This is a genomic window from Pseudomonas sp. REP124, from assembly GCF_020164475.1.
Taxonomy (GTDB): Bacteria; Pseudomonadota; Gammaproteobacteria; order Pseudomonadales; family Pseudomonadaceae; genus Aquipseudomonas.
Genome location: NZ_JAIQWX010000154.1, coordinates 1 through 13,967 on the forward strand (window position 1 = coordinate 1; position 13,967 = coordinate 13,967).

The following is a 13,967-nucleotide window of genomic DNA, read 5'->3' on the forward strand; positions in this document are numbered from 1 at the left end:
CGCGTTGTGGATCGTCGGGCAATGCCCGCTCCAGGCTTAACTGCGGGGTTTCGGCGTCACCGAAGTGCAGTGGCAAGGGTATGTTCCAGTCGAAAAAGGGCATGGGCTGACGCCTCCCGGAAAAGTCTGGGAGGAGTATCCGAGGGATTTCTTAACGAAGTCTGAAGGCGTAAAAATCGGTGTGCGGATTGTCTTCAGACTGCCTTAAGGCTGCGCGGTCAGGGTGCGCTCAATTGGACTGTGACGTCGCAGTCTGCACTGACCTTCAAGAGGACGACCATGACGGGCCAATCTATACCCCATCGTTACGCGAGACTGTCGATTACCCTGCATTGGTTGATGCTGGCACTGTTTGTCGGCGTGTATGGCTGCATCGAACTCAAAGGCCTGCTGCCCCGCGGTGGTCATTTGAGGACGCTGTTTCTGGGCCTGCATGGATTGTTCGGGGTGAGCATTTTTGTTCTGGTCTGGTTCCGGCTACTTGCTCGGCTCACTCCACGGCCACCTATTACACCAACACCACCAGCTTGGCAGACAGGTATATCGCACGTAGTGCATCTGGCATTGTATGGGCTGATGATCGTCACCCCGGTACTGGGCTGGATGATGCTATCGGTTGCCGGTAAACCCATACCTTATTTTGAATTTCCCCTGCCGCTGCCCGTAACCATAGCCCCGGAATTAGCCAAGCAATTCAAGCATTGGCACGAACTGCTCGGCAGTGCCGGTTATTGGCTCATAGGCCTGCATGCGGCGGCAGGTCTATTCCATCATTACTATGTGGGGGATAACACGTTGCGCCGAATGCTACCGCGCCGCTGATTATCTTTAAACGTTCGGCAAAGTCATCTTACGAACTCTGGAGTTGAGGGCGATGGTGCACGCGCATACCTAAGCAGACATGAGAGGCCTCACCGTCAATATTTCCTATCCGTCGACGAAAGCTCTAGGCACGAGGCCAGAGCGGACATCATGTTCTTGAAAGCACGCGCGAGGTTTGTAGGAGTTATCACAATATCTCTAATCTCGACCGTTACGCAGTCAAGTGAATGGTTTACGGACGGACGCCTCCATTAATGGGCATGCTCCAAAACTCAGCGTTGTCTTACGCTGATCGGCAATAGGTGGTGGTGGCAGTACTGTGCATTGCGGTTTCGACAAGCCGAACCAGAACCGTTCATCCCTTTCGTGGCTAAAATGAAAAAGTCCGCATTGGCGGGCTCGGGGAGAGTCACGAAAAACCGTGCTAATCCATCAGCAAGGTGCCAGTCTAGAAGTAGGCTGGTATTCCGCGAGAAATGGGATCAAAAGCTGGTCGGGAAGAAAGCGAAAGGAGTCGAACGGGAGCATCCAATCCCCCAGACGTGGGTCAAAGTACTGTTGACTAATTAGAAGATAGTAGCTTTTTAACCTCGGCAATCATCAAGTCGATGTTGAATGGCTTCGCTAATACCGCATCAAACAGATCTGACCTCTGCATACCGATATGCGCCTGAGCACCGCTCATCAAGATGATCGGCAATTGACTAGCAGAAGGGAGAGCCCGAACCGCTGTGGCGAACTCCAGGCCGTCCATGACCGGCATCATAAAGTCGGTAATGATCAGGGCAGGCCGCTCTCTATCCAGCACCTCGAGCCCCTTTCGCCCATTACTGGCAGTCACCACCATGAAACCCTCATCCTCCAGAGCGAAGCTGAGAATGTCAGCGATCAAATACTCGTCGTCGACGACCAGGATGGTAGTCATGTTAATTCAACCCGCACAAAGGCTTAAGATTTTGAACCGGGCGATGAGTCAGCGGGGACTGATGGTTCATTTCTTGAAGCCTTTCTCAGGAAAACATCTTGATCACGGATGACGACCTCGAATCGCGAAGGGTCGTAGGAACTGTCTCGTACTTTAAGAATGGAAAGCGTCCTGCTTAGTTCAGAGTGATTCTCAGAGAACCGCATCAGCATCAGGTTGTCGACGATGCTAGACAGGTCAGAGTTCGGTGCGCTGACCTCGGAACCAAATAGATCGCGCATTTCCCAGGAGGCAAATACCGTAACGCCCCTGGATCGCAGCTCGTTCATCAAAGCGCTGAAAAAGTCAGTTATCCGCGCCGGATTGGTTGTAACCCGCGTCATGCCGCTCAGGCTATCGATGAACAAACGCTTGATGCCCTTTTCTTCAACGATACTCAGCAGTCGTGCACCCAGCCCATCCAGCAGGCCTTCAGTTGTAGGCTGCCAGGCAATGCTCAGGGCCCCGCTGTCCTCCATATCTTTGACATCGATACCCAATGACTGGCCTTTCAGTCGCAACCGTTGTGGACTTTCGTAGAACCCAAAATGCAGTCCCGGAACTTCCACGGTCGACTCAGACAAAAATTTGAGACCAAGTGTTGTTTTACCAATCCCGGAGGGGCCTATTACCAGAGAAACACTGGAGCTGTGCAGGCCCCCGCCTAGTATGTCGTCCAATGATTCAATGCCACTGGCGATACGCGTCATGTCGGCGCTGTCGGGAGAGGAAGGATGGCTGTAAAGACTTTCGAGTCGCGGGTAAACCACCAAACCATTTTCGGTAATTTCACACTCGTGAAGACCGGTCATTGCTGAGCTGCCGCGAGTTTTACGAAGCTGGATTCGACGCACTGAGCGAGTGCCGTATAGCTCCTCACCCATCTCAATCACACCATCAACCATGGTGTGCTCAGGACTGCCATCGTCGAGGCGGGAGCTGGTAAGAAACAGCACCGTGCAACCAGCGAAAGCTGCATGACCTTGCAGCTCTGAAATGAATTTCTTCGTATCAATGTGCGAATCAGCTTTTGAACGCGCATTTAGCAAGCCGTCTACAACCATCACAGTGGCTTTCTGTCGGCTGATCTCGCGCCGAAGCAATTTCACCACCTCGTCCAGTCCCTCGTTTTCCAGAGTGTCAAACGCGCTGACGAACTGTATTTCAGCCCCGACTTTGGAAGAGTCGAAAAAGCTTAACGTCGAAAGAAACTGAAAAAGGCGATCATGCGATTCAGCCAACAGTGTGGCGACCAGAACCCGTCCCCCGGTCTTCGCATGATGAAACCCAAGCTGGTTGGCGAGGATCGTTTTTCCAGACCCCGGACGTCCTTGGATTATGTATGAAGCCCCCTCGACTAGCCCGCCTTTGAGCAGAGCATCGAGCCCTTCTATTCCGCTTTGAAGGCGTTTTAGCTTTTCCACAATGCGACCCTGATCCGAAAAACAATCTATTTATACCAAGTTAATGGAATGCTAACGCCAATTCTGCCTCGGAGCCATGCAGGTTGAGTCGAAAGCAGGAGCTACATCGCGCCCTTGGTGTCGTAGATTTGCTCACGAGCGCCTGATTTTGGCTGAAGACTGCCCGCCATGAAGGGCTCCAATCGAGCCAATATCGCAGTCATCCCCCAAAAGCTAAACCTGTATCTGAAGAGTAAACCTGCGAAAACACCCGACAGTCTACTCTTCAAGACTTGACACCACTCGTTCGGGGCGCCAATGCATGAACTCTCTCTGGATCGCACTGGCCATTTTCGGGTGCTTGGCTGCTGCCTCGCTTTGCATGATGCATCTGTACCCTAAGCTGGCGTCCCACCACAGGGATGACGACACCAACACCGTCATTCGCCTGGTAGCCAACATTTTTGTGGTCATGACATCGCTGGTGTTTGGTCTGATGATCAACTCTGCCAAGAACACTTTCGAGTCCATTGATGCAAACTTCCACGGGTATGCAACCAGCCTGATTATTTTTGACCGCACGCTTCGAGGCTATGGAGATGCGACACAAGACACGCGCAACCGTCTGATCACCTATCTTGAGCACGCTATCGAGAATCCGTATCGGGGTGACGAGGCATTACAGCATCGCAACAGCGAAGCGGCTAAATACCTGGATGACATAGGCAAGTCTTTGACCAGCATAAAGCCCCCGGATCGCTTCCATGAAACGATGCTTCAGGATATCCGTCAGCAATATCACTCGCTCATCGAACAACGCTGGAGGATTGTCGAGCAGTCAGAGGGGGCGATTCCAGGTCCTTTGATTGGGATGCTGGTTGCTTGGTTGACACTTATCTTCGCCAGTTTTGGATACCGCGCTCCCCGCAATTCGATGGTGATTGGAATGTTCATCATCTCGTCATTGCTAATCGCGGCTTCTGTTTACCTTGTATTGGACATGGATGTGCCATTTCACGGTCCTATCCAGATATCCGACGAACCGCTGCGCAGGGCGCTCGCCGTTATGAAACTCTAATCGGTTGGTTGGGCGCTTACATTCTGAGTGGCCGCTGTCGGAGCGGAAAAATCGAAAGTTCGGTACTGGCCGCTTTCTGCCTGTCGCGCGGGCAGAAAGCGGCCAATAGCGGTCCGTCGGGCTAAGGCTCTTCCAGACTGGGCGGTTGAACGTCCTGTCAGCATTTATGCCGTCTATCCATCACGGGTAAATGTCTCCTCATTAGTTGAGCCATTTATAGTTCACCTTAAAATCCGGATCAAAAATCATCCACTTTAATTATTAGTTATTATATTTCGACACGGAATTCGATTGCCGCTTCCGGAAAGCGACAATCGGCTGCGCACGAATCTTCAAGTTACATGGCTACTTCTCAGGAATAACCAGCGTAGCATCAATCTCGAATCGCATACCATCCAGCGCAAGTCGGGGAACGGGAATCAAGGTACTAGCGGGTAGATGTTCACCAAATAATTGCTGGATTTGGGACTGTACAAGACTCACATAGTCCTGCTCGTGATCAACAATTAGCACCTGTATCTTGACCACGTTCTCCGGCTTGGCACCAGCAGCTTCGATGGCGTGGCGCAGATTTTCAAACGAATAGGCAATCTGCTCTTGCATAGTCTTACCACGAACCTTCCCACTTACATCTCCGCTGAACTGTCCAGACAGATAGACAGTTCTTGCGTTCGATGGCGCAATTACGACTTGAGAAAATCCATACTGCGAGGTGTCTTTGAGTGTCGGTGGATTAATTCTAGATACGTCGCCGGCGAAGCTAGCCATCGAAAAAGTGGCGAACAGTATGCCAACTGTAATGCGTGCTTTTATATTCATTTCAATTGCCTCGAAATATTAATTCCAACTTCCATACTAAAATTCATGCGAATGTTTATTTTGTTTTCGGCAACAACGGCCTTTCACCTCCAGCTTCTGCAAGTATATATTTTGGTGTCTTCAGGCATGAACTGCCCCCGCACCTTAATTTGACTATGGTGTGTCAGGGGCATTGGTCATTGTGTATCGAGGTGACGGAACTCAACTCACCGTAGAATTATTTCTATCCACTACTGCTGGTGATCCTCTCCACTGTGCAGAGAGTCGTCGGTCAGCATTTTGATCAGTAACTCTGCAACTCGCTCACGAACGGCGCTGGTTAGTGGCTTGTTGGAAACATACTGGTAGGACCAAAGTCCATCAGCGGCCAAGTGAGCGATGAACTTGGCCATCGCGGCTTTATCAGCAAGATCCTCAGGTTCCGGAGCCGACCAGGTTTCGATGATTCGATCCCAAGGTTTCGCCAGTTCGGGGTTTTTCGAGAACTCCAGGAGAAACAGCAGTTCCGCCCGAGTGGCTCCGTAAGCAGAAGTTCTGTGATAGGCCGTGTACCGTTCCAGTGCCGTTGCTTGCTCCGCAGGTTTGCCCGCATGCCCTACGAGGTTTGCTTCCCAGAGATCAGCAAGGTGTTGATTGATCGCTTCGATCAACGCCTCCCGGGAAGGAAAGTGATAAATCATTCCACCTCGCGTCACCTCCGCCTCTGCGGCCACCGAGTCGAACGTAACAGCAGTTAATCCGTCACGGTTAACAACTCGGATTGCAGCATCGAGAATCTTGCTGCGATTGCTGACGCGCATACGAACTCCTTGAATATCAGTGCGAAGCGGTAGTGTAAACGACTGAGCCTGGGCCATGCCGCCTTAGCAGGAAAGCCGTGATGAAGGCACCAATGACAAGTACACCCGCAATAACATTCATGACAAACAAATAGCTGCGATCAAAGGCTGCGGACGCCGCTTCCTTGAGCAGGGATCCACCAGTGCTCGTGTCAGCCAAAGCCATCGCTTCGGCGATCCCGTTACGCGCAGCTTCTGGCAGACCGACCGGTAACTGTAGTCCCGACGAATATACGGCCGCAATCAGGCTGCCGAGTATTGCCACTGCGAAGAGACTTCCAAACTCATACGAGACCTCTTCGACCGAGGATGCCATGCCTGCTCTGTGGGCCGGAGCGTTGCCGACGATTGCACTGGAAGCGACTGCCATGACCGCGCCCAACCCCAGCCCGAGTATGGCCAGACCAGCAATGATCCACGGCAGACGATTAATGTCGTAGCAAATCAGGAGTACTCCAAGAGCGGCGACGAGCAAGCCTCCAGCGATCAACGGCAACAGTCCGACTCTATGCAAATAAGCGCCACCAAGCAGCGCACTGGGCAGACAACCCAATGCCGCAACGGAGGCAAGCAACCCGGCCTCCAGGGGACTGAATCCGGCGATCAACTGGAAACGTTGAGTGGTGATCAGCTGTACTCCAGCCATGGCAAACAACGTGAACGCCGCTGCAAGCACGCCCGCCATGAACGCAGGGTTACGAAACAGCGACAGGTCAAGGAGCGGATGAGCCAGTCGTGCCTGTCGATGCATGAACAGAGTGCCAGCAATCAAAAAACAGCCCAGCGAAGTGATGGCCATCGCCCATGAGTGCTGACCCGAAGCAACACTCTTGATCGCCAGGACCAGACCCGAGAGAGACGCCAGTGCCAGCAAAGACGAGAAAACGTCCCAAGACTTCGACGAGTCGATTGCCGCACGCGGTGTGATGACCAAAGCGCTGATGAACGCCGCAACAACGATGGGCACATTGATCAAAAAGACAGAGCCCCACCAGAAATGCTCCAGCAACATACCTCCAATGACTGGCCCGGCAGCAGAGCCAATAACGGAGAGCGATCCCCAGATTGCGATTGCAAGATTGCGTTCCTGGTCGTCCTGGAAAGACAAGCGAATCAACGCCAGGGTCGCCGGCATCATGGCGGCGGCGCCCACTGCCAGAAAAGCTCGGGCAGCAATTAGAATTTCCGGGGTTGGCGAAAATGCAGCGATCAGTGATGCGACGCCAAATACAACCAGCCCGCTCAGAAACATCCGGTGATGGCCGATTCGATCACCCAATGTCCCTGCCCCCAGAAGCAGGCCTGCCATGACCAGCGGGTATGCATTGATGATCCACAGACTCTGGCTGGTCGTTGCGCCCAGCTCTCTGACCAGCGTCGGCAGCGCGGTGTATAGAACTGAATGATCGAGGGTGATCAGGACGAGTGCCACCCCCACCGTAGCCAACAACCCCCAGCGATGATTTGTAGCGTTCATAACCATGCTCACCAGATAAGAATGCTCAAACTATACAAACTAGAATGTATAGTTTCAACGCTGCCAACATGATTATTTTTCCGCTCGACCAACGGCGGTCTCGGCAATATCTTGATTTCCTTCACCACCAATGTGCAGGGAGATTGGATGTATCTGGCCTGTGTAACTGCGCGTCACCGCCAGCGTGCCTCTTTACCAGGGCGTTCCATTTCCCCTGGTAAGCGATTTCTTACGCGTTTCCGGGAATCGCGCTCGACATCGTACTGACGGATTAAGTGGTCAATCTGGGAGGAGCACACCGACGTGGCGATTCGTCACAGCGCTCTGGAAAGTTCGCGTCTGGCGGCGAGAAAACTGGGTGAGGCACTGATGGCATGTGGTCTTTTTCGGTCGGGATATTCAGATCCCGTTAGGGTTCGAGTTTTTCTCGATTATTTCGTTGAGAATGTTCGACTCGAACGACTGGAAACGTTGACTTAGATAGTGGGCTTTTCCCAGAAGCAGACTTTCGCATGCAAATTGAATGACCGCTCTTGGCCGTTTGCCGCCGGTCTCGAATCGCACTTTACTGAGTATGACGCGTCGCTTTGCGGGCGACCATCAGTAGGATCGGCAGTAACACGACGTGAGTGATGGTCAGGACCAGCAGAACTCCGTCGTTCCCTGGCGCATGGTCACCGGTGCCGAGGATTTGCTGGAAATGCCCATAGACCAGGCCCGCGAATTCCAGTGTTACCAGCAGGACAACCGCAGCTTTGAATTCTAGCGAACGCCAGAAGGCGACTATCGCCACAACCCCCAGGGCGACATCCGACACGCCCATTTCAAATTGGAACGGGCTCGTTTGCCAGCCGATGAAAGCGGCTGCCGTTTGCGGTGAGAGGATGTGATACAGCCCGGCCCATACCGACGTAAGACCAATCGACAGCAGCAGTAGCCAGGACAAGTAATGTTCGGCGCCACTGCTTTTGCGCTTGGATATCAGCGTGGCGATCAGCAGCGCCAGGAGGAAACCCACCAATGGAATGTTGGTTAGAACCAGGCGGATGTAATCGGCAATCATGTCGGCTTCCGAGGGACGCATTGGGCGTGATGTCCAGAAAATGTAGCTCATCCTAATGAGGCTGTCGGTTTGTGCGGGCGACTCGAGTTGATTGGCGAAATGCGTTGGTTTAAGGACAGAGGTTTGCTGTGGGGGGAGCCGAATATAATGGGTCAGCTATGAAGTTGACCTCTGTCCCATTTCTGTCCGTCGCGAAAGGCAACAATCGACCCAAAGCTGACGGTGGCAACCAGGCAGCAATCCGTCGAGCTCACAAGTCACGAAGCGCAATGACCTGAAATTGGTCATACATCCCTTCGTTGGGCGAATCACTTCTCACAAATTTTTTTGTTAATGAAATCTACAGATGGCACCAAAATCACCAAAAAGGGGACCCACAAAAAAGGGGGCAGATTTATTTTTCCGTAAAATAAATCTGCCCCCTTTTTTGCTTTACTCGCCCACCACCGCCCTTAATGCTGGAGTTCAAAAGGTGAATGGCCCGAAGATTGGCGGAGCGGCTGCTTTTCGACCCACAGCGACTTTCCGCTTCTGGCCGGTTGCAGCCCTGATAGGAGGCAATCGAGCGCGGTGAAAATATCAATCTGCCGAAAAATGTCTGACCACCGTTTTGGTAATTTTGATTTCAGTCAGGTGACATCAGCATTGCCAGCGTCATGTTGATGAATTCTTCGTTTCTGCTGATGGCCGCCAGCGCACCTCGCACATTCTCACCAACTTCTGCCGATCCACGTTGCTCTACCCAGTTTGTGAGCTCCATGATGGCCGCTTCAAGGGCAAGCTGATTCTGGTTGATTTTCACCAGCAGGGAAGGGAGCAGATCACCGTTAGACATCACAAATCCTCCATGAAAAATCCAGAGGATAGTCCGGAAATATCTGGTTGCTACTCCCGCTCCAACTGGCGGGCATCGGATGTTACTGCCTCCATGATTGAAACTAACTCCTCTAGAAGCTCTGCGTAGTGCCGTGTCATGTATGCCGCAATGTTGTCATTGCGTAAGATCCGCATGAGATAACCTTTGGCTACAACCAGAACGAGCATCGTTTCACCCAGGGTGTCTTCGACTTGTTTGTAATCGTGGTGCAGATTTTCAAGCTCTCGTTCCATGCGGGCTATGTCCACCGCGCTGACCTCGGTCGTCGGCTTTTTCTTCTGCTCAACCAACATATCTGGACGTGAGGCTGCCAACACCATTCGGGCATAATTTCGGGTGAAGCAGTTTGCCGAAATCATCATTTCCACCGTTTCGATCTGGCGGATCGGCTTCATCATTCGCAGGGATCGAAAGACATCTTGCGAAACCATCCTAACCTTCAGCATTTCGGCTGCTTCAGGGGCTATTCCCTTAAGCAAATTCTCACGTTCGTGGACACGATCCACGTTGATCCCCAGCACCTTGGCGATTCGTTCCGCTTCGATTCCTCGTTTCATGGCTGAGATAATCATTTTGTGTTCTTGAATCGGAGTCAACCGGTTGATCTGCCGGTTGTAGGTGAAGCCTTCGTCATCGGTCGAGATCAGGCAAAGCGCTTCCTTTGCCCCCAAAGCCTTGAGCGCTTCAAGACGAAGATGCCCATCCAGGAGCATGTATGAGGCAATTCCATCTTCGATGAGCGCCTTGGGATGAACAACCAAAGGCTCGACGATGCCGAGCTCCCTCACTGAGCTCATAATGCTGGCATATTTTTTACTGCCAGCCATCAGGTGCGCGACTTGGCGTGAGGGCAGGATTCGTTCAAGGGGAACCGCGATAACCCGCTGTTCAAAAGCCTGTTTGACTTCGCTCATTGCGCATCACCCGTTATCCGATCTGCCAACGGTTTGGGCATGTCGGGTATTTCTTCGTTGCGAAGGAGGGTGCTGAAGAACTCGTCAGCGAGCAGTTTGCGCATCGCGGTCACGATGATCAGAAGCCGCTGCTCGTTGATGTCAGATTTTTTGATCATCACCTTCTGACGCCGCACCTCTTTCTGGTACGCGTTGAGCAGTTTCTGAGGCGTGGTTTTCTCCTTTGTTGCTGGAAGACTTCCATAGTTTTTGCCCAGCGTTTTTCGTCTATCAATGAGGCGGCGCACCCTCATCAATTGCTCGCCTCTGAGCAGGCCACTTTCGTAGGCGTCAATCATCGCCTGCTGCACGTCGCTGTCTTTTGAACGGGCGATATCAATCGCCAACTTGATCGAGAGCCACCCTTTCTCGACAGCCGCGATTAGTCGCTCTTCACCTTGCCGAAGCAGGGTCAAAATTCCTTTTATGTATCCAGCGTCCAGACAAGTTTTATTGGCGATCTGCACACACGTGTAACCGCGATCGGAGAGGATCTGGATCGCAGTCAAAAGCTCCCGGTTGGAATGTTTTCTCCGGGCAAGATTCTCAACCAGGCCGATAAGATAACGGTCGGCTTCTGTGGCGCTGACCACGATGCAAGGAATGGTTTTCTCACCCAGCGCTTGAAATGCCTCGAATCGACCTTGGCCACACACGATCTCGTACGGCTCGGTGCCAGTCGTGGTAGGCGCTACGGTGATCGGTCTTTTGAGACCAAGGGCGGAGATGTTTTCCACCAGTTTGGCAAACACCCGTTTATTGCGCATTCGGGGGTTCAGTACCCGAATATCGGTCAGCGGGATGAGGCGAATCAGCGACTCTTCTGCCACATGCAGCGGCGATCGATGCGGCGGTAGGATAGCGGTCATGCCCCCCTCCTGTATTCAACGCGGCGGGACAGTTCAGAGAGGATCTCGAGGGTATCGAATCGGTAAATCTCAAGATCGGCCTGATTGCTCTCAGCCAGGCGCAATTTTGGAGATTGCATATCGATGGTGGGAAGGATGTAGTAATCCAGCGCGGCGTCTTCGAGCTCTTGCATTCGAACGGCCACGGTAATGTCAGGATTCAAGCCCAAGTCAAAACGAATGTTCCAGCGCTTATGGCCAGCCACCGTTGTCAGACAGCGACACAGCACAAGTGAGATGGACAGCTCCTGATTAACCACCATCAGGTCGGTCTGCGGATCTACTGACACCTGCCCACCGACCTCCGCGATTTTTGCAATCGTCTGCTGCAAAAGTTTCGGGTGCATCTCGCGAAGTCGTTTGTTGGCCTCGATGTAATAATAGTCTCTGGCGGGCGTGTACCCCACCAGCGAGTAACACCGAAGCAAACTCCCAAATCGATTTTGATATGAGCTGCTCGAAGGGCATCCCTCTGTCTCATCGATGACCAGCCCGGACAGAAAGCCTCTGCGCTCATAAATGCTCCTCAATACGCTCAGCATCTCCTCATCGGGCATGCGATAGGAGCGTGTCTCGATAATCGACTGAGCGGCCTGAAAGAGGATGGTGCTCACGATAGGTCGAAAAGCTGCATTGGCGCGCACCCATTCTTCCGGGGGATTCTGAATCCGGGTTTGCTTGAGCTTGAATGAATGGTGATTCCAGACGTTGTTTCCCACGTATTTTTCGTTAATCAACACCTGGTGCACGGTGCCGCGAGACCATAAACGCGCGCGATCGGTCAGTACTCCTTGAGCATTCAGCCACTCGGCAATCTCACGTTCACTCCTGCCTTCCTCAACGAACAGTCGATAGATTTGCAGCACCATTTCAACTTCATCCGGCGGCCCAGGCACCAAGATCACTCGGTCTGTCTGAATACTTTTATGCTCACCAATGCTGAGCTCATTTTTCGGTGAGCCACTGCTGTCGATCAATTGCCGTCTAAGCCCAAAACCAGCCATACCTCCTTGGCGATATCCCAACTCGATGAGTCGAGATTGTCCTGCGAAAACTTTTACCGACAATTCCCGGCTGTACTCGCCGGCCATCATGCGCTTCACGCTTTTAACGATGTTGGAGACAGGCGATCCGTCATTGGTGAATTGCTCGGCGCAGTACTGAACGGACACCCCCGCTTGACGGCATCGCACCTCGTAACTGGCGCTGACATCGGGATCCTGGAATCGCCCCCAGCGGCTAACGTCATACACGAGGACGGTCGAGTACTGAGCTCGACCGCTTTCAACGTCGGAAAACAATTGCTTCAGTGCCTCACGGCCCTCCAGCCTCAGGCCGCTCTTACCCAAATCCGTATAGACCTTCACGATTTCCAAGGTGTGGGTAGCGGCATAGATGCGAATAACCTCCAGCTGATTCTCAGTCGAATATTGCTGGTGCTCAGTGGACATGCGGACGTACGCGGCTGCCAAGGTCGTGTTGGGCTCGTTACCAGCGCCACATGCATCGGTGAGCCTTTGCATCGACAACGTCCTCGCCCCAACAACTTAGGATGGGGCTAACGCCAAGCGTGACCAATCACTTTTTTTGAATTGCTCTAAAAAAGGTAGAAGATCGCGGAGGGAAAAATGTTCACGAAAACGGGCAGTTCTTTTCTGGTCCAAAAACAGTACGCCGCTGCCATCGCTCAAGCTCTGCACATAGAGCTCGGTGAAACGCATCAGGCAACGAAGACATTAATGCGTTGGACGAACGCCAACGAGAGAACGGTTAAGAATTGGATGGCTGGAAGCAACGGCCCCCGTGGTGAACACTTGGTTGCATTAGTGAAACACTCCGACCTTGCCCTTGCAGCGTTTCTTGACATGGCGGGTAGACCTCATGCCTTGGTACCGTCAGAACTATCGAAGACGAGACAGAAGCTTCAGTCGGCCCTTGAGGCAATCGATGCGTGCCTTTCACTGACGTAATGATCTCTGGCTTCGGTTGCGCTAGTCCCCGGCTATCGAATCTAACGTTGGTAACGGCCTACATTGACGGGATAGCGACGGTCAAGCATCGACCGTCGCAGTGGCACTCAAACCTCCGTCTGTTCTGCCATTTCCAAAGCATCGTCGACTTCGATCCCCAAATATCTGACGGTGCTCTCAAGCTTCGTATGACCGAGCAAGAGCTGGATAGCTCTCAGATTTTTAGTTCTCCGATAGATCAGCGTTGCTTTGGTGCGCCGAAGCGAGTGAGTACCGTACATGGTTGGATCGAGGCCGATAGTCGTCACCCATGCCTTAACAATCCTCGCATATTGTCTGGTGGATAGATGGTCTGAGCAGCGCAGCCGACTTGGAAAAAGAAAGTCCTCACTGCGAAGGCAGGCTTGATGCATCCATGACTCCAGAACCATTCGAGTCGGCTCAGTAATCTCAAATTGCACGGGATGCTGAGTTTTCTGCTGCATCACGATAGCCCGTGACGACACGTGCTCCCCATGAGCGATGTCTCGTACTCGAAGCTTGGTTAAGTCACAGGCACGCAGTTTGCTGTCGATAGCCAAATTGAACAGCGCCAGATCTCTAGTCTTTTCAGCAATTTGGAGCCTCACACGAATAGCCCAGATATCCCTGACTCGGAGTGGAGCTTTCTGTCCGATAAGCTTTCCTTTGTTCCATGGCTGATGGCGATATCTAACATCTGTGTTCATGGTGATGTCCTCCAAGTTGGTGGAGGATTAGGGTGGATCAGCCGCTGGCCGTAGTTGTCGCTATTC

14 protein-coding genes and 1 pseudogene are annotated in these 13,967 nt (G+C 52.6%); 3 read left to right on the top strand and 12 right to left on the bottom strand.

Annotated features, from left to right (window positions below; all coding sequences use genetic code 11):
* Nucleotides 1-103: pseudogene (locus K9857_RS25590) on the bottom strand (thermostable hemolysin); the annotation flags it as partial.
* Nucleotides 104-279: 176 nt separating this feature from the next.
* Between K9857_RS25590 and K9857_RS25595 the strand changes: the two are divergent.
* Nucleotides 280-822, top strand: a complete 543-nt coding sequence (locus K9857_RS25595; RefSeq protein ID WP_224540577.1) for a cytochrome b — start codon at nt 280-282, stop codon at nt 820-822.
* A gap of 562 nt (nt 823-1,384) precedes the next feature.
* On the opposite strand, the gene K9857_RS25600 is transcribed toward K9857_RS25595, so the two are convergent.
* Together K9857_RS25600 and K9857_RS25605 are read right to left on the bottom strand one after the other, a co-directional pair.
* The gene (locus tag K9857_RS25600; protein ID WP_224540579.1) at nt 1,385-1,747 is read right to left on the bottom strand and encodes a response regulator; all 363 of its coding nucleotides are present in this window, start codon (nt 1,745-1,747) and stop codon (nt 1,385-1,387) included.
* 23 nt (nt 1,748-1,770) lie between these two features.
* Entirely contained in the window at nt 1,771-3,213 is a 1,443-nt protein-coding gene (locus K9857_RS25605) for an ATPase domain-containing protein (protein WP_224540599.1), read from the bottom strand.
* Nucleotides 3,214-3,511: 298 nt separating this feature from the next.
* On the opposite strand from K9857_RS25605, the gene K9857_RS25610 reads away from it, so the two are divergent.
* Entirely contained in the window at nt 3,512-4,267 is a 756-nt protein-coding gene (locus K9857_RS25610) for a hypothetical protein (protein WP_224540581.1), read from the top strand.
* A gap of 345 nt (nt 4,268-4,612) precedes the next feature.
* Here the strand turns inward: K9857_RS25610 and K9857_RS25615 are convergent, their stop codons facing one another.
* The 8 genes from K9857_RS25615 to K9857_RS25650 all read right to left on the bottom strand — a co-directional run bounded on the left by K9857_RS25615 (nt 4,613) and on the right by K9857_RS25650 (nt 12,726).
* Nucleotides 4,613-5,086: a RidA family protein gene (locus K9857_RS25615; protein ID WP_224540583.1), complete on the bottom strand. Its 474-nt coding sequence runs from the start codon at nt 5,084-5,086 to the stop codon at nt 4,613-4,615.
* Between the two features lie 230 nt (nt 5,087-5,316).
* On the bottom strand, nt 5,317-5,886 hold the full coding sequence (locus K9857_RS25620) for a TetR/AcrR family transcriptional regulator (protein ID WP_224540585.1): 570 nt from the start codon (nt 5,884-5,886) through the stop codon (nt 5,317-5,319).
* Between the two features lie 16 nt (nt 5,887-5,902).
* Nucleotides 5,903-7,402 (bottom strand): MFS transporter, encoded by a 1,500-nt coding sequence (locus K9857_RS25625; protein WP_224540586.1) that lies wholly within the window; start codon nt 7,400-7,402, stop codon nt 5,903-5,905.
* Nucleotides 7,403-7,967: 565 nt separating this feature from the next.
* Nucleotides 7,968-8,465, bottom strand: a complete 498-nt coding sequence (locus tag K9857_RS25630) for a DUF6790 family protein (protein ID WP_224540587.1) — start codon at nt 8,463-8,465, stop codon at nt 7,968-7,970.
* Nucleotides 8,466-9,090: 625 nt separating this feature from the next.
* Nucleotides 9,091-9,300, bottom strand: coding sequence for a hypothetical protein (locus tag K9857_RS25635; RefSeq protein ID WP_224540588.1), 210 nt, complete (start codon nt 9,298-9,300; stop codon nt 9,091-9,093).
* 50 nt (nt 9,301-9,350) lie between these two features.
* The gene (locus K9857_RS25640; RefSeq protein ID WP_224540590.1) at nt 9,351-10,256 is read right to left on the bottom strand and encodes a plasmid partitioning protein RepB C-terminal domain-containing protein; all 906 of its coding nucleotides are present in this window, start codon (nt 10,254-10,256) and stop codon (nt 9,351-9,353) included.
* Complete coding sequence (locus K9857_RS25645) at nt 10,253-11,164, bottom strand: plasmid partitioning protein RepB C-terminal domain-containing protein (RefSeq protein WP_224540591.1); 912 nt, start codon at nt 11,162-11,164, stop codon at nt 10,253-10,255. Before K9857_RS25645 ends, K9857_RS25640 begins: the two co-directional genes overlap by 4 nt.
* The gene (locus K9857_RS25650) at nt 11,161-12,726 is read right to left on the bottom strand and encodes a recombinase family protein (protein WP_224540593.1); all 1,566 of its coding nucleotides are present in this window, start codon (nt 12,724-12,726) and stop codon (nt 11,161-11,163) included. The genes K9857_RS25645 and K9857_RS25650 overlap by 4 nt, the downstream gene beginning before the upstream one ends.
* A 105-nt stretch (nt 12,727-12,831) precedes the next feature.
* Between K9857_RS25650 and K9857_RS25655 the strand changes: the two genes are divergently transcribed.
* On the top strand, nt 12,832-13,173 hold the full coding sequence (locus K9857_RS25655; RefSeq protein WP_224540595.1) for a hypothetical protein: 342 nt from the start codon (nt 12,832-12,834) through the stop codon (nt 13,171-13,173).
* 107 nt (nt 13,174-13,280) lie between these two features.
* On the opposite strand, the gene K9857_RS25660 is transcribed toward K9857_RS25655, so the two are convergent.
* Nucleotides 13,281-13,901, bottom strand: a complete 621-nt coding sequence (locus tag K9857_RS25660; protein ID WP_224540597.1) for a tyrosine-type recombinase/integrase — start codon at nt 13,899-13,901, stop codon at nt 13,281-13,283.
* Nucleotides 13,902-13,967 lie beyond the last annotated feature (66 nt).